Raw genomic sequence first — 16,168 nt, forward strand, 5'->3', positions numbered from 1 at the left:
AATCTTGTAAAGCCCAAACGCAGCGAATGTAAAAACGCAACTGCCGACAAAAAAAGTGAGATCGTACTGTTTGTTAACGATCCACCGGGAGGCCTTCGCAACGGCAACCGGTTCTGCAAATTCCAGCGGACGGGATGTCCGTGGCGCAGCCACATTCATGGAGTCCCGCCGCCACGCACTGCGGTCACGATCTGGTCATGAGATGGCGATAAGTATTTCCGAAAAACTTCCACCACTTTTTCCGGATCAGAGCGGCCGCATGTGAACACATCCAGCGCCAGGAATCCGTGCTCAGGATAAGTGTGAAAAGAAATGTGCGATTCACGCAACAACAAGAATCCGGTTATGCCGCCTCCCTCGAACTGATGGAGCACAGGCTCCCTCAGCGGTGTCAGAAGACTTTCTAAAGCGGCTTCACGCAAACAGCGCTCGAGTAGTGAACTATCGCTCAAAGCGGATGGACTTATTCCGTAGAAATCAGCAAGCAGATTTTTCCCGATCATTCCATTCGCTTCCAACCGGCAAGGTAATAGTTCAAGATCGCAGGATGGTCCAGCGTAGAAACTTCCGCCGGCACTTCGCTTTCATCATTGGGAAAGTAAAACATTTCCCTCAGGACCTCCGCAGACAGGAATCGTGTTGAAGCTCGCAACTTCATTCGTTCCTTTTGTATCGCATTATGAGAAGCAATCACAAAACCCCAATCCCCGAAGGAAGGGACGTAAACGTGGAATGGCGCCGTTTGAAGATCGGCTTCCTTCACGGTATTTACGATGCACCAGAATGCCTCACGCGCAAAATAAGGCGATGTGGCCTGCGCGACGAACGCTCCGGATTCCGATAAATGCTGTTTGATCAAACGAAAAAATTCTACCGAAAACAATTTTGCCAGCGCCTCGGTATTCGGATCCGGTAAATCGGAAATGATTACATCGTACCGCGTGGAATCCTTTTGAAGAAATGCATGCGCATCCTGATGGATCATTCGCACGCGCGCATCCTGAAGCGAATTTTGATTCAAAGCAACAACCGGCGGCAAGTTCTGCGCAAGATCCGTAATCGCCGGATCAATGTCAACCAGCGTAATCTGTTTTACCTCTTTGTATTTCAGAATCTCTCTTGCTGCGAGTCCGTCCCCTCCTCCCAGAATCAAAACGCGTTCGTTTACCGGAGAAAGCGCAAACGCCGTATGAACCAGAGCCTCGTGATAACGGTACTCATCCACGGAGGAGAATTGCAGATTTCCGTCAAGGAATAACCGTACATCTTCTCGCCATCTCGTGACAATAATTTTTTGATAAGGAGTTTGGCGGCTGTAAATGATCTGATCCTCGTAAAGATCCTTTTCTACAATGTCGATCAGTTTTCCGGAGAACAAAAAACCGGCAACCAGCGCTCCTCCTGCAGCCAGGGAGGGAATCATAAACGTCTTGATTTGAGGATGATTGCCTCCAAAGACGCGGATGTTCCAAATGGCAATGGCGACATTCCAGATCGCAACCAGAAAGGCAGTCCGGATCATCCCCAGCTCAGGCAAAAGGATTAACGGAAAAAGTAATGAGCCGGCAAGCGCTCCGATGTAATCGAAGGAAAGAGCCTGAGCCATCACTTTGCGCAATGTGCCGTAGCGTTTCAGATAGCGCGTTAAAAGCGGCAATTCCAGACCTGTTATTCCACCGATGAGGACAAGAAAGGTGAGCAACAGGACCCAGTAGAACGCGCCCTTTGGATAGGACCAGTAGAGGGTGAGCACGGAAAGTCCTCCCACAATCGCAAGCACAATTTCCATACCGATAAATACGGTAAGCAAACCGCGAACGCGTTGTGAAAAGTAAGATCCGAGCCCCATGGACCCGATGAATACACCGATGGAAATCGAGAACTGCGTCACGCTGCTGCCGACTAAATACGACGAAGCCGTTGCAATGAGGAGCTCGTAAATCAGTCCACAAGCAGCAACAAGAAAAATGGAGGCCAGCAGCGTTAGAATCTCGCGCCGCGGCGTGACTCCTGCTGAAGCTTCGCGCTTGACTTCGTACACCGGTGTTTCCGGCAATAGTTCACTGACCGGCATAACCCTCTAAATCACGGCAACAGCAATGATGATGCAGACTCCGATGATAAATGCGCCGCAGAGAATCGAAACCGCAAGGTTCTGCTTTTCGCATATTTCCTGTTCCAGATTGAACGGAGTTACCAGATCGAAGACCTTAAATCCGACAATCGCCATCACGATTCCAATGGCCCCAAATACCATCGTTGAAACAATCGACATCAGAAAAGTATTCGGGCGCCACGAGCCGCCATTCTCGGCAATGAGTGGAGTGGAGAACAGAAGCACCATCACGAACAACGCACTCAGAATCAATCTTCGCATAGTCCTCTTCCTTAATTATTAATTTTCACCGCAGAGGACGCGGAGTACGCAGAGAAAAAACTCGTTATTCGCTCGGCGTTCTCTGCGCTCTCTGCGGTGAATCATTTTCCGCTGCCACCAAAAATATGGCGACCATGCAAGCTCCCTGTGCGAACGCTTCGCGCTTTTTTTACCTCCTGATCGGATGGCTTGTTCCAGCCCAGAAACGTCGCAGTGGTTGCAAACATGAATAGAAACAAAAAAATGATGGACGCAATTTTGTAACCTGTAGTCATACCTATTTACTTTGACCGGCTGCAAAGGAAGCGAATGCCCTGATATAAAACAACACCGCTGTCACAAAACCAAGTATTCCATACATGGCCAGATAAGAAACGCCGTAGACTCCTTCAAGAATCGAAAAACCAACATGTTGAAATACCGGTGTATTGGCGTTTAAAGGAGGATCCTCCTCCATATACAACCGAACATAATAGTCTTCTTCTTTATCAACGACGAAATCGCGCGAAAAGGCCAGGTCCGATTCGTGCCAGGCGCCATCAGAGTCACTTCCGGATTCATCCCAGAAGTCATGCTCATTGGCGAAAAGCTCTATTCCGTCAGCAGACTCCACGACTCCCACTGCCCAGGCCGAGGCCTCTCGAAGCCCCGAATCCAATTTCAGCCGGTATCTTTGATCGGGGCGAAGGCGAACAGGTCCAAACCGCGCGCCTTCCGCTGGAATGGCGTCAAAAGTCGTTTGCTGACTGTAAATCTGTTTTCCCAGAGACGACAAAATTCCTGAAAGGATAAAAGCAAGAATGGCAAGCGCCATACAAATGCTGGCAAATACTGCGCGATGTTTGGCTTTTTCAGTCTTAACCTTCTGAGCCTGGATCAGGTCATGCCGCCCAAAAATTTCGTAGACTTGACGCTCTGTAAGGAATCGTCCGCGGTAAAACTCTATTTCGTCTTCTTTCCATTCGACTGTCAGAAGATTATTTCCGTGTTGAGCGTCCATATAAGATGCTTTGTCATCAACACTTGCGGCATATGTAAGCTCACCTTGAACGAAATGAACAGTAGAAACGCTGATTTGCGTCACATTATATGTCCTTCCATCCATGGAAACACTGCTTCCGATGTGCAGGCCTGCGATTTCATCCGGCCCGATGGGAGTATTCGGCGTGAAGGTTTCCATCAGTTTCCAACTGCCTTCGTCAAATTCCAGAAACATCGCATCACCGTCAGCGGCAACGAGCTCAAACTCATCCCATAAATACGTCTCCCCTTCCTCTTCCATCCCAACAACAATCCTGCCGATTACCTCATAGGCTTTCGCATTCCTGGTCGCTTTCATACCTGGATTTACGATGGTCTCATTCGGATATTCTTTTAAACCTTTTCGTTCAGCAGCAAGGGCTTGTTCGAGCGTGATGGGACCGCCGCAATTCGTGCAAAAACCGCTTTCTGCTCCATCCCGCAATCGCGCGGAAGAGCCACATCCGGGACATTTAACTGCACGAAGTTTCATTCATTACTCCGTTATTTCAATCTCGTTCATGGGAATGATTTCACCCACAGTGAATTCAATCTGGTCTTCTCCGTATTCAACTGCAGCCAGCTTGCCTCCGATATTTCCATCCAGGAACCGCACCGCCTGATTCGTGTGAACCTTATAAAAGATCTGGCCCTCCGCGCCGGCGATCCGCGCCGTGCAACGTTCGGTGATGAAAAAAGGTTGATTGTTAATCGTAACTCGAGTGCCGACACGGGCCTTTTGAAAATCCGGGACTTCCGTTGTTAACTTCTGCTTGCGAGATAAAGTTAACTCCCCTTCCTCTTCTTCCAGCCACGCAACACTTCCATCATCGAATTGGATGTACCATTCATCCCAGTAGCCATCTTCATCCTCCAGACGTACGCGTCCCAGGATTTCAAATTTTTGGCCGCGCAACCGGCAGGTCAGTCCGGTACGAAAACGGGTAGGATAATCTACGAGAGCCGCTGTTTTTCCGGTAGGATCGAGTTTCTTATTGTCAACCGCAAGCGCATTTCCACAGTAATTGCAAACCACCATCTTTACAAACCGGTTCGCCAGCTCCACCGGTCCGCCACAGGAAGGACAATTTAAAACATCCGCTTCCATCAGCAGAATCATACCAATATGGAGCCAAGGTTTGAAGTAGGAAATTGATTGTCGTGCGAGCGACCCAAATGCAAGACACTTGCTCTGGTGAATCCCTTGTGTTGAAATAGCTTTCTGGGAGGGTATTAGCGCATGGCCGACTTATCCTTTGGACAAAAAGTCGCCTGGTTCTTGTATCAAAAAGGGATGGGGGTTGCTAAACCCGAATTCTTGTTTGCAACAAAAACAGGCGATGAGAATTGGTTCAAAATTGCGGATGTCTTGATCAAAGACAACCATCTGGAAGGTAGAAATCTCGTGCTCGATCAGCTGTTACAAATCAAGAATTTCAGAGGACACCCGAAAAGAACTCATTTCTTGCGACTTCTTGGCCGTTTTATGAGCAAGGGGATACTGGATGAGCGCAGGAGAGTAGTGCAGTATATCTCCGACAATCCCGGTTTGTTCCCTGCAACAGAGGATGTGATCATGGGGCCTCTGATAACGGCGCAACGAGACAGCGATACGGTGACAGCAACGTTGGCAGAAGAAGCCTTACTGAAAATTCGCGGTGAAGTAAAGCGATCCAAGGACGATTTCCGGTAAAAACAGCTTGCGTAAAAAACATTCCGAGTTCGAAGTCTGGGAGGAGCGTGCCAAGATTGCAAAAGTCTCCCGGTTCATTGGCCAGAAACTGGAAGTAATGGAAGAGGGCGTGTGTAAAATCATTCTTCCTTTCAGGGATGATTTTGAACAGCTCTTTGGAGTGGTTCATGGCGGTTTCATCACTTTAATCGCGGATACGGCGGGCTACTTTGCCGCAGCCACGCTTGCAGGGGAAATTCCTCTGGCGACCGCCGAAATCAAAATGAATTTTATTGCGCCTGTTTATCGCGACGAACTGTACGCCATAGGAAAAGTGGTCAAGAAAGGTCGCCAGCTGATTGTTTGTGAGCTAAAAGTTTTTACCTCACGCGAAAATCGCCTGGTTGCGTTGGGTATTGCGACCTACAGCCGCATCTCATCTAACAAGGTCAAACCCGCCACGATACAACCTTGAAATCCGTATTCATTGCCGGAAGCACCGGATATCTTGGCAGTCGATTGGTAAATCTGCTTCTTCAACAGGGATATAATGTTGAAGCGCTTGTTCGAAAAGGATCGGAGAATAAGGCTCCGGCAGGATCCAAAAAAATCATGGGCGATGCTTTGAATGCAGAAAGTTATCAGGATTCCATTTCATCCGGAACTTTCGTGCATCTTGTGGGTGTTGCGAATCCGAGTCCCGCCAAAGCAAGGCTCTTTCGTTCGATCGATTTGCCCGCTGCTTTTGCTTCCATCGATGCAGCAGTTCACGCAGGGGTTCAACATTTCATTTATCTCAGCGTTGCGCATCCTGCTCCTGTTATGAAAGCGTACATTCAGACACGGATGGAAGCGGAGGAAAAGTTAAGGAGCTCCGGTTTAAATGCAACCATCCTTCGACCCTGGTACGTTCTTGGACCAGGACACCGGTGGGCTTACGCCTTGATTCCATTCTATAAGGTGTGCGAGCTCATTCCTGCAACCAGAGAAGGGGCCCGGCGCTGCGATCTGGTTACGTTGAAACAAATGCTCGCGGCATTGATCGATGCGGTCGAGAATCCTTTCAGCGGAATCCGCATCGTTGAAGTTCCTGAAATCCGAAGTCTCGGCAAGTCAAAGTAAAGCTTCGTGCGTTTAGTGATACTCAGCCGGTACCCTCCTGCGCAAGCAGTCGGAGTCTCCAAAGCGAATCGACCGGTAAGCACCAAGAGGAATGATTGGGATAAAAAAAATGCAAAAATATCTATTTTCAACAAACGACTGGCATTCAGGACACCGGTCTTCCATGCCGTAATAATTTATACCAAACCAGTGCATTTCTCTAACATAAAATTGTGTGATCAATACTAATTCCAGATTAGCAGCAACTATTTTGAATTCCGAGACAGAGACTCAAGTTCTTAAGTCCGCGGCCCATAATGCAAAGTAGCACAGGCGTCCCGCCTGTGTGGAGCTTCACAGGCGAGACGCCTGTGCTACTTACTTACCGTCTGCGCAGCCATTCCCTGGGATTCACCGGTTGATCCTTTTTGCGGATCTCGAAGTACAAGGAGGGGTTTCCTTCAATGACACCCGTGGATCCAACACGCGCTATATTCTGAGCGCGATGGACGATCTGGCCTCTTTGTACAAGCAGTTCAGAATTATGGGCATACAGCGTGTAATAACCATCCGAGTGTGACAGAATCACGGACTGCCCATATCCCTTGAACCATTCAGCAAACACGACCTGTCCATCGAAAACTGCCCGAACGTCGGTTCCTTCAGGAGCTGAGATTTCGACCCCATTACTCATCGTGGTCGTGCCAAACCTCGGATGGCGGTAAACACCGAATTGGCGGGTAATTCTGCCTGACACAGGCCAATCCAGCGCCCCTTTTTGTTTCATGAGCGACGGAAGATTTTCAGGACTTTGCAAAACAGGAACCGGGGCCGCTCCCGCAAAAAACTGTTGCAACTGATTTGCCGCGACTCGCAAGTCACTCATTGCGTTCAGATGCATTGATTTTTCATCGCGAATCGAACTCAACAAACGTAGTTTTTCCTGCCGGCTCGCTTCCAGGGAATCATGCGCCCCCTGCAAATCTCCCCTCAGCCGATCCAGATTCCGCTTCTCCTGCTCCAAACGCAAACGGGTCTGTTCTAGATCCACCATCGAAGCGCGATAGTTCTGAACCTTCCGGCTGTCATCCTTAGCGAGATAAGCAATGTATTGATAGCTCCGCAATAGATCTGCAGACTGGTTCGCGCGCAGTAACAACTTCAAATAATTCAGTTCGCCCAGCTTGTAAGCTTCCACAAGGCGGCGCGTCAAATATTCCTTCTGCTTCTGGAGACTCTTTTCCATCTCCTGATATGTAGCCTGCAGTTTCTGAATGTCCCCTTCCGTCTTCGTTTGGCGCAATTCCAGAAGCTCGATTTCGTGAGTCTTCATTTTGTATTCGACTTCATGTTGCGCGAGCTGTGCAAGGACTGAATTCTCCTGGGTGCTTAAACGGTTTGCTTCCTGCCGGAGAGCAGAGATCTCCTTTTGAATTGTCTCTAGTTTTTGAAGTGTTATCTCTTCCGAATCGTCGGGTGTAGCGGAAGGATCGGGAGCTTCTTGAGCAAGAAGCTCCGTAGCAACCAGAAAGGCTGCTACGGCAAAAACAAAGTAGCGCGGGCGTCTCGCCTGCGAACCCGCGGCCGGGACGGCTACGCTACTTTGCTCATTTCCATTAAAAAAGCGGCTTCCCATCAAGATTTGGCAGTGTGGTAATACTTAATGCCTTAAATACAGTAGGCGCGATATCCACTAAATGCGGATCTGTTTTGGCAATCTTCCTGTTCGACAGCAGAACACCAGCTGTAATTTTGTAATCGTAGGAGCAATGATCTCCACTCCACTTTTTCATATTGTTTTCCAACAGATCTTTTGGAATTCCGCCGAGTGTTGTCTGCCAGGAAACCCGGTACCCTTCATTGAAGCCAACCATGAGATCCGGAGCATTTCCAATGTATTCACCGTGGTAGATGTCATCACGCTTGTAAACATCCAGAATGACCGATTCACCCGTTTCCTCATCTTTAATTTCTTTCAGTTTTGCGACCAACTCATCCTGCAGCTTCGCGTACTCTTCACCGGGCGCCACTGTGCCCTGCTTTTCGCGGCCCTGCAGGTTGATGTAAATCTGACCCAGACCCATGGCGTAAGCTTTTGTTTTTGTCCAATCCGTATTCACCCAGAATTGTCCGCGATCAAACAGATCATTCAACGTGTAGCTCTTGTCTTCCATCCCGTGAAGATACATATATCCGTTTTTCACCAGCCAGGTATTCAGGTTTACGCTCTTTCGGAACGAATGGAAACCATGATCGGAAACCACCATGAAAGTGGTGTTCTCATCTGCGTACTCCATCGCTTTACCGACAATCTTGTCGCACTGAACATACAAGTCGCGAACTACATTCCCGTACTTTGCTGCGAGCTCGGCATCATGATAAGGATGCTTTGGATCGAGCAAACGATAAAACATGTGCTGGAAACGGTCTGTGGTTTCGTAAACGGAAACGAACAGATTCCAATTTCGTTTCTTCAACTCATTTTCCATGATCTTCATCCGGTCTTTCATCGCAACATAAGCATCCGCAATGAACGTGGCTTCATCAATTCGCTCTTCATTCAACGGCCATGTTGCTTCGGCCCAACCGAGAGTTCTATAAATGCCAACCTCTTTTACGAGTTTTTTGGACCAATCGTCCGGTTTTGTAATCGGAAGCGGCGGATTGCGAGGATCCCAGTTGACTGGAGACATATAAAGCTTCACTTCGGGCTCTTCTTCCAACAACAAGAACTGCGACATTCCACGCATTTTCACAATCGGATTGATCTTGAATGTGAGCGGAACCCAATCGCTCCATTCCCCCTTCTTCAAATCGATCTGCTGTTCGTGGACGCGAATCTTCACGCCTCCGGCAACTTTCTGGACGTCCATCTCCACTTTAACGTCTTTAAAACCGCTTTCCATGAGTTGTTCATAACGGGCTTGCTGTTCAATTGTCCTTTGATCTTTAGGAAGCGCTTTGAGCTCTTCCTGCTCCGCTTTGAGAATCGGATTTGAAGGACCCATGATGACTGTGGTCGCTTTATCACCATTGAACTCTAAGCGACCGATTTTGCCGCCCATTTCCGCATCGCCCACTTCGAAATCAGAGAGGTCGGTGGCCCAGTAGTAAAAGGTTCCCGTTGTTCCGCGAATGTCAGGCAGCGGCAATCCAGCCATCATGAATCCGCCGGGGATATCATCCGGTGGATAGGACAGAGGCACGGTCAGTACTGTTGTGCGAATGCCATTTTTACCTGCCTGGACCCAGAAGGGTGTTCCTTTGCGGATCGTTTCGACGTGCGGCATTTTGATCGGAATCAGCTTCCATAAGAATTTCGGAGGTTCTACGCTGACCATCCCGAGATTCGGCAAATATGTTTCCGTGCTGCGAGTCAGGAAGTCATAGATGTTGTGTCCACCGGGATTTAATCCTGTTTGAAAAGATGCCCAAGCCACCGGGGATTCCGGTGGATTTGTCGTGCCCAGAGAGGTAAAAGTTCCCTGAGCGGCCAGCTTTTTGAAATGCGGAAGTAATCCCTGATCCATATATTGTTGAGCCAGATCGGGATCCATTCCGTCGAAACCGATGATGATTACTTTTTCTTTTACATCCCGCATCTTGGGATGGGACCAAACCGAGAAATTCAGGAAAACTCCGCCTGCGACAATCAAAGCCAGCAGAACTAAGAATTTTTTTGTTTTAATGAATCCAGGCATTGTAAAATCCTCCTACTGAACGATGGCTCCGTGTGTCCGAACGCCATCTACTGAATGAATTCTAATAGATACGAAGCCAGTCTTCTTTGTGATTTCGGGAACCTCTACGCGAATGTAATTGCCGGTTAATGCTTCGCCTGTCCCATGCAATAGCAGTGCCGGCAGCTCTTCTCCAACGAACTGACTGCGATATTGCAAATTCTTTTGATGCGCCAGATCGCGAAGTTTTGCCGCGCGTTCCGTCACTTCGGCATGGCTCGATTCTCTTCGATAGGATGCCGCAGGTGTATCGGGACGCGGCGAAAAGGGAAACACATGGCAGTACGCAAAGGGGGCATTCTGAACGTACTGATACGTCTCCTCAAACGCCTGGCTGTCTTCCTCAGGAAAACCCACGAGTATATCCGTACCCAGATTGATCCGGGCATTTGCAGCAAACAAGCGCTTCACGATCCAATCGTAACGGCGAAAGAGGTACTGCCTCCGCATCTTTTTGAGCACCTGATCCGACGCGCTTTGAATCGGCAGATGCAAATGAGGCTGAAACCGGTCGCTGGACGTAAAGATATCCAAAAAGTCCTCGTCAACCTCTTCTGGCTCGATCGAGCTCAGGCGGATTCTGAAATTCCCGGGAAGCGAATGAAGTTTGCTCATCAAATGGCTGAGACTGCTCTTTGGATTTAGATCCTTTCCATATCCACCCATGCTGATGCCGGTTAGAATCATCTCCTGGTAACCGCGATCTCGAAAGAGTTCCACTCGCCTTACAACTTCTTCGACCGGCAGGCTCCTGCTCTTTCCACGAACGGCCGGGATGATGCAATACGAACAGCGCGCGTCGCAACCATCCTGTATTTTGATGAACGGACGCGTGCGCGCAAATTCGCCTGGCATCGGAAAATCGGTATCTTCATTGCGGCTTGCATTTGCAATTTTTGAAAATAGTTCTCGCTTGTTGGGGTTCAAATTCCCAATTACGTAATCCACTTCGGGCATGGCGGTCAACTCTTCTTCCGCCCGTTGCGCATAACAGCCGGTTAACAGTATGCGGGCTGAAGGATGCCGGCTCTTTAGTTTGCGCACCATCTGCCTGCCTTGCGCATCAGCAGACATGGTCACCGTGCAGGTTTGGATAAGAACGAGCGAAACGTTTTCACCTTCGGCCGCTTCTTTCCAACCGGCCCTCTGAAGGATTCCGGCGTATCCCATCGCATCAGACAGGCTGGCCTTGCATCCAAGAAAATGTACTTGATACGTGTTCATGAATTTAGTTCGCGATCCTGCTTTTCAATTCCGGCAGCCATATCCTCACGATACTTACGAAGCCGTTCCAACAATTCTTCTTGCTGCAGCGCGAGGATCGACACAGCCAGCAGGGCTGCATTTTTTGCGCCAGCCTTTCCGATGCTAACGGTTGCAACCGGAATGCCGCCCGGCATTTGCACGGTCGAGAGTAACGAATCGAGCCCATTCAATGGCGGAACGTCAACCGGCACGCCAATCACAGGCAACAATGTTTGCGCGGCGCAAACACCCGCGAGATGGGCCGCGCCACCGGCGGCGGCAATCACGATTTGCAAACCGTCCTGTTCGAGCCGCTTCAGCGTTTCTTGAAGATATCGAGGAGAACGATGCGCAGAACAAACATGCACTTCGTAGCTCACACCGAAATCCTTCAGCATCGCGACAGCTTCCGATAATTTTTCCAAATCGGATCTGCTACCCATGAATATAACAACCTGTGGCATATTTGTAATTTTAACCGCCAAGGCGCCAAGATCGCCAAGAATTATTTATTCTTATTTTTCCAGCATGGCGCCTTGGCGGCTTGCCGGTTTGAATTTAATGCTTGAAATGCTCCAGCGCCTTTTTTGCGATATCTTTCCTGTAGTGCATCCCATTAAAATGAATCTTTGAGACGGCGCTATAGACAAGATCGTAGGCAGACGATAGATTGTGAGCGGTTGCCGTGACACCCAGAACACGGCCTCCTGAACTCACAACTTTGCCATCCCGCAAAGCGGTTCCGGCGTGAAAAACCAGCACGTTTTCCGTCGCCCTGGCATCTTCTATTCCCGTAATCTCATGTCCAGACTCTACATTATCCGGATATCCCTTCGAGCAAAGCACAACACAGATGCTGGCTTCTTTCTTCCACTCAACACGGGCTTCATCCAGACGTCCCTGACAGGCGAGCATTAGAACCTCAGCCAGATCACAATCGATCCGTGTCAACAGGGCCTGAGTTTCAGGATCGCCAAAACGCGAATTAAATTCAAGTACACGAGGACCATCTTTCGTCAGCATCAAGCCAGCGTACAGGACACCCTGGTAAAGCCTTCCCTCTTCCGCCATGCCGGAGATCGTCGGCAGGATGATTTCGTTCATGATCTTTCGATGGATATTCTTATTGATTGCAATGGTTGGTGAATAGGCGCCCATCCCGCCGGTATTCGGCCCCTGATCGCCATCCAAAAGCCGCTTATGGTCCTGGCTCGCGGCAAGCGGCAATACCTTCTTGCCATCGGAAATCACATGAAAGGAAATCTCTTCACCTTCGAGAAATTCTTCGATCACGATCCGGTCTCCGGATTTTCCAAACTTGCGATGAAGCATGATCGTCTCAACTGCATCACGGACCTGTCGCTCATCGTGGCAAACCAGCACTCCTTTGCCCGAAGCCAGACCATCCGCCTTTACAACGACCGGAAAACGGAATTCGCCGCTCTTTACGATCCGTTCCGCCTCTTCTGCGCTGTTCGCAATGCGAAAATGAGCTGTTGGAATTCCACGCTGGCTCATAAACTCTTTCGCAAAAACCTTACTGCTTTCGAGTTCAGCAGCGGAATTCGTAGGACCAAATATGCGCAGATCCCTCTTTTGGAATTCATCCACAACCCCTAGATCGAGAGCTATTTCCGGACCCACTACTGTCAGATCAATCTTGACATCCGAAGCAAATTCCGCGAGCTCAACAATATTGGCTGCATCAATGTCCACAACGCTGGCAGATTCGGCAATCCCGGGATTCCCTGCGGCGCAAAACATCTCCGTTATGTTGGAAGATTGTTTCAGTTTCCAAACAAGGGCGTGTTCACGACCGCCATAACCAATTACAAGAATTCTCATAACTCTATTTTTTACAATGAAATAGCTGGAACTTTGAGATTATGCCACAAGCAATAGCTCGAAAACAAGCTTTAAAATGAACCGCCAAGACGCCAAGTCGCCAAGAAAATAACATTCCAGCTCGGTTGGTGTTCTGGGCGTTTTGGCAGTTACAATTTTCTTGACTGTCGAGAGACCACTTCTTATAATCCAAATCTAGCGAGCGGCCCTGAACCGCTTCGACACAGGAGCTTCTTTTGAACAGGAAATATCTTTTGATGTTCGCTTCCGGTCTTGTTGTCTTATTTACCTCCATCGGCGCTTTGCTGGCGCGAAATGCGCCGAACACGAGCCCTTACGGCTACCTCACTATTTTCACAAACGTGTTGCATCTGGTAGATACCAATTATGTAGAAGACGTGGATTTCAACAAAGTTATGGATTCGGCGATGTATGGAATGGTGGAAAGCCTGGATTCCGAATCGTATTTCATCAAAGGAAAAGATATCGATCAATACAAAAAGGAGATTGATGCACTGGCAACGCAGGCTGGAGTAGGTGTAACCATCGCGCGACGTTATGGAATGGTGGTGGTTGTCGCGGTGGAGAAAGGCTCCTCTGCGGAAACAAAAAAGATCAAGGCAGGCGATTTCGTCCGCAGTATTAACGGACAGTACGTCCAGGGTATTCCTCTTTACCGCATTTATCAGCTGATGAAAGGCAATCCCGGCACGGAAGTAAAGCTTTCGATGTTTCGCGGATCTCTGGAAAAGCCGGAAGAGTTGGTTCTGGTGCGTCGAGCGATTTCCAAACCTTATTCGGAGAGTTACGTAATTCAACAAAACATCGGATACATAGCAATTCGTCACCTCTTGCCCGGTGTGGAATCGGAAATCGAGAAAAAGCTGGAAGCCTTTCAGCGACAGGGTATTCAAAAACTGATTCTGGATTTGCGCGGATGCACGGATGAGACCCAGGATACCGCCATAAAAGTCACCGATCTCTTTGTAAAGGCCGTCCCGATCGTTCAGATTGCCGGCCGCGAAGGAGTCACAAAAAAGATCACGGGTGACGACCGCACTTTATTTTCAGGTGAAATGCTCGTGCTAATCGACTATACGACTGCGGGCGGAACGGAAATCATTGCAGGAGCGATTCAGGATTCTGGAATTGCCAAGACGTACGGAACTCGAACTTTTGGCCGCGGTGGAATTCAAAAACTGCTGCCTGCCGGTCAAAATTGGGTCGTCTTAACCACGCAGAAATATCTCACTCCAAAAGGAAGACCGATCTTAGGGATTGGTATCGAACCGGCAATTCCGTACAAAGAAGTCGTTAAAACCGCCGACCAGGAGGAAGGAGTGGATCGTCTTCTCAACGGAGCGATCGAAAAGTTGCGCCACCCGGAAGAAAAGGCTGCTTAAGGAGCGCAGGGCTTCCAGCCTGCACTGGAGTTTCTACATTTGCTTCTGTATTTACGAGGAGAATGATTTTCTAAACGAACCATGCCGGCAGAATGCCGGCGGTCATTTAGGATCAAAGATGAGCGCCGCCATTCTGGCGGCATTGATGTCCGCCGGCTTTTAGCCGGCGCCGCAGGCATCTTGCCTGCCTTAAGTCTTAAATCTCAGCATAGCGCCGATCTTTCCTGCCATCGACAATTCGGATTCTGGAAGACTGATAAACTTAACCTGGCAGCCCTGGCTCAGCGCCTGCTGAACCGCTTCCTCAATAATGTCCTGAACGATTTGAGTGTTTCCCCCGCAATAGTCACAGGAACCGTTCCGTGTAGATAGACTGCGGCACTCGGTACAACGATAACCATCCTTCGTGAAACCGGCTTCCACAACGAGGGAATTCACTTGCCCTTGCTGCAGCGCGCGGATCGTTGAATCCAATCCAACAATGCCCAATCCGCCTGACTTTACCTGATTGAACAGGCGCGTCAGGAGTTTCTTGTCCTCCTGATTTTTCATCGCATGTTCCATCTTCATAATGCGGTCTAAAATCGACTTCAAACCTGCATTAAACTCCTCCACTTCCGTCGCAACGATCCGGTCATGAAGTGTGTTGTGAAGATAATGATGAAACTCATTCGTGTTTTGCTCGGAGCCCAACAAAACTATAGAATCGTGCGAGTGCTGTTTGAACAATTCAAAACCAACATCGGCAACGCGTCTGAAATGGCGCCGGACGTGGTCTTCAATGTGACGTTCAATCCTCCGTTCTTCATATCCACCAAATCCTCCCATCTTTACTTTGCCCGGAACGTCGTCAAACACATCTGTGTATTCGCGAATCTCACCGGCGTACGCTTCGAACAGGCGGGCTTTCGAACGCTCCACGAGGATCACCAGAAAACGCCGGTATTCATCCAGCAGCAGAGTCAATGGTCGAGTATAGGGCTTCGATCCAACCGTGAGCTGACTCAGAAGAGATAAGTTCAGCGTAAGAATTTTCCAGAATTTTTTTGCTGAGCAACTAAAAACGATCAATGTTCTGACCCCATTCCTTTCAAATTTATGGTTTACAAACTCGCGAATTTTGCGTAAGTCCGCATTCGCCGATTTCCGGACATCAGCTGTGAGTGGCTGATCGTTTAATTCTTTTTGCCTTTTTTTGATAAGTTCTTTGACTTCGATCAAATACGTTGGATTCGGAGCCCCGTCGATAGTTAGATAGAGAGTTGTTGTAAGATATTGTCCAGGATCAAAAGACATAAGATCGGAGAGCGTCTCGCGGGATATCATGACCTTACCTCCTGTAAATTGACTGTATGCCTAAAAACTATAACGAGAAGACAGAGCAGTCAAACAAAGAAAACGACCTTCGACATTGGACAAAATCCTTCAAAAGTTTTCAGATTCTAGTCCCCGGCAGTGTGAGCAATCTTGGATGCGGTTTTGATACTCTGGGTCTGGCGATTTCACTTTATTTCAAGACCTCTGTGCATTCTGCGCGCGATTTTCAATTTGAAATGACATGCAATGGGCGTCCTTTGGAATTGCCGCGTGAAGAGAATCTTTATCTGAAGGTTCTACGAAGCTGTTATCCGGTCTCTCCTGATGACTGGCACTTCCATGTGAACATTGAGACTGAAATCTCGCCAAAACGCGGATTGGGCAGTTCTGCGTGCTGCGTGATCAGCGCGCTACTGACCGCCGCCCGCCTGCTAAATTTAAAACAGGA

Annotated in this window: 17 protein-coding genes; 5 read left to right on the forward strand and 12 right to left on the reverse strand. The window is 48.8% G+C overall.

Annotated elements, in window-relative coordinates; translation table 11 throughout:
• Window positions 1–155 precede the first annotated feature (155 nt).
• The 6 genes from speD to L0156_11355 form a co-directional block, all read right to left on the reverse strand.
• Window positions 156–503 carry an adenosylmethionine decarboxylase gene (speD, locus tag L0156_11330; protein ID MCI0603590.1) on the reverse strand — a complete coding sequence of 116 codons (348 nt, stop codon included), beginning with the start codon at window positions 501–503 and terminating at the stop codon, window positions 156–158.
• The gene (locus tag L0156_11335; GenBank protein MCI0603591.1) at window positions 500–2,074 is read right to left on the reverse strand and encodes a polyamine aminopropyltransferase; all 1,575 of its coding nucleotides are present in this window, start codon (window positions 2,072–2,074) and stop codon (window positions 500–502) included. Before L0156_11335 ends, speD begins: the two co-directional genes overlap by 4 nt.
• Window positions 2,075–2,080: 6 nt before the next feature.
• A complete protein-coding gene (locus L0156_11340; protein ID MCI0603592.1) occupies window positions 2,081–2,377 on the reverse strand; it encodes a DUF350 domain-containing protein in 297 nt (98 codons plus the stop codon).
• Window positions 2,378–2,478: 101 nt separating this feature from the next.
• On the reverse strand, window positions 2,479–2,652 hold the full coding sequence (locus L0156_11345) for a hypothetical protein (GenBank protein ID MCI0603593.1): 174 nt from the start codon (window positions 2,650–2,652) through the stop codon (window positions 2,479–2,481).
• Window positions 2,653–2,654: 2 nt separating this feature from the next.
• Window positions 2,655–3,890: a DUF4178 domain-containing protein gene (locus tag L0156_11350; GenBank protein ID MCI0603594.1), complete on the reverse strand. Its 1,236-nt coding sequence runs from the start codon at window positions 3,888–3,890 to the stop codon at window positions 2,655–2,657.
• A 3-nt stretch (window positions 3,891–3,893) separates the two neighbouring features.
• Window positions 3,894–4,517, reverse strand: a complete 624-nt coding sequence (locus tag L0156_11355) for a DUF4178 domain-containing protein (GenBank protein MCI0603595.1) — start codon at window positions 4,515–4,517, stop codon at window positions 3,894–3,896.
• Between the two features lie 120 nt (window positions 4,518–4,637).
• Here L0156_11355 and L0156_11360 point away from each other — a divergent pair, with 120 nt between their 5' ends.
• Genes L0156_11360 through L0156_11370 form a run of 3 tightly spaced genes read left to right on the forward strand, consistent with a single transcriptional unit; the run spans window position 4,638 to window position 6,191 of the window.
• Window positions 4,638–5,090, forward strand: a complete 453-nt coding sequence (locus tag L0156_11360; protein ID MCI0603596.1) for a hypothetical protein — start codon at window positions 4,638–4,640, stop codon at window positions 5,088–5,090.
• A 7-nt stretch (window positions 5,091–5,097) separates the two neighbouring features.
• Window positions 5,098–5,544, forward strand: coding sequence for a PaaI family thioesterase (locus L0156_11365; GenBank protein ID MCI0603597.1), 447 nt, complete (start codon window positions 5,098–5,100; stop codon window positions 5,542–5,544).
• Window positions 5,541–6,191 (forward strand): NAD(P)H-binding protein, encoded by a 651-nt coding sequence (locus tag L0156_11370; GenBank protein ID MCI0603598.1) that lies wholly within the window; start codon window positions 5,541–5,543, stop codon window positions 6,189–6,191. Before L0156_11365 ends, L0156_11370 begins: the two co-directional genes overlap by 4 nt.
• A 361-nt stretch (window positions 6,192–6,552) precedes the next feature.
• Here L0156_11370 and L0156_11375 read toward each other — a convergent pair whose 3' ends face one another.
• From L0156_11375 to purD, 5 genes are all read right to left on the reverse strand, one after another.
• On the reverse strand, window positions 6,553–7,806 hold the full coding sequence (locus L0156_11375; protein MCI0603599.1) for a peptidoglycan DD-metalloendopeptidase family protein: 1,254 nt from the start codon (window positions 7,804–7,806) through the stop codon (window positions 6,553–6,555).
• Window positions 7,787–9,871, reverse strand: coding sequence for an alkaline phosphatase family protein (locus tag L0156_11380; GenBank protein MCI0603600.1), 2,085 nt, complete (start codon window positions 9,869–9,871; stop codon window positions 7,787–7,789). The genes L0156_11375 and L0156_11380 overlap by 20 nt, the downstream gene beginning before the upstream one ends.
• 12 nt (window positions 9,872–9,883) lie before the next feature.
• Window positions 9,884–11,134, reverse strand: coding sequence for a tRNA (N(6)-L-threonylcarbamoyladenosine(37)-C(2))-methylthiotransferase MtaB (gene mtaB, locus L0156_11385; protein ID MCI0603601.1), 1,251 nt, complete (start codon window positions 11,132–11,134; stop codon window positions 9,884–9,886).
• Window positions 11,131–11,619, reverse strand: coding sequence for a 5-(carboxyamino)imidazole ribonucleotide mutase (gene purE, locus L0156_11390; GenBank protein ID MCI0603602.1), 489 nt, complete (start codon window positions 11,617–11,619; stop codon window positions 11,131–11,133). The genes mtaB and purE overlap by 4 nt, the downstream gene beginning before the upstream one ends.
• A gap of 94 nt (window positions 11,620–11,713) precedes the next feature.
• On the reverse strand, window positions 11,714–13,000 hold the full coding sequence (gene purD / locus L0156_11395; protein ID MCI0603603.1) for a phosphoribosylamine--glycine ligase: 1,287 nt from the start codon (window positions 12,998–13,000) through the stop codon (window positions 11,714–11,716).
• A gap of 236 nt (window positions 13,001–13,236) precedes the next feature.
• On the opposite strand from purD, the gene L0156_11400 reads away from it, so the two are divergent.
• Window positions 13,237–14,403 carry a S41 family peptidase gene (locus L0156_11400; GenBank protein MCI0603604.1) on the forward strand — a complete coding sequence of 389 codons (1,167 nt, stop codon included), beginning with the start codon at window positions 13,237–13,239 and terminating at the stop codon, window positions 14,401–14,403.
• Between the two features lie 189 nt (window positions 14,404–14,592).
• On the opposite strand, the gene L0156_11405 is transcribed toward L0156_11400, so the two are convergent.
• Complete coding sequence (locus L0156_11405) at window positions 14,593–15,729, reverse strand: hypothetical protein (GenBank protein ID MCI0603605.1); 1,137 nt, start codon at window positions 15,727–15,729, stop codon at window positions 14,593–14,595.
• Between the two features lie 131 nt (window positions 15,730–15,860).
• Between L0156_11405 and L0156_11410 the strand changes: the two genes are divergently transcribed.
• Window positions 15,861–16,168: homoserine kinase (locus L0156_11410; GenBank protein ID MCI0603606.1), on the forward strand; the 308-nt coding region annotated here is incomplete at its 3' end.

The organism is bacterium, from assembly GCA_022616075.1.
In the GTDB taxonomy this organism is placed as follows: Bacteria; Acidobacteriota; HRBIN11; order JAKEFK01; family JAKEFK01; genus JAKEFK01.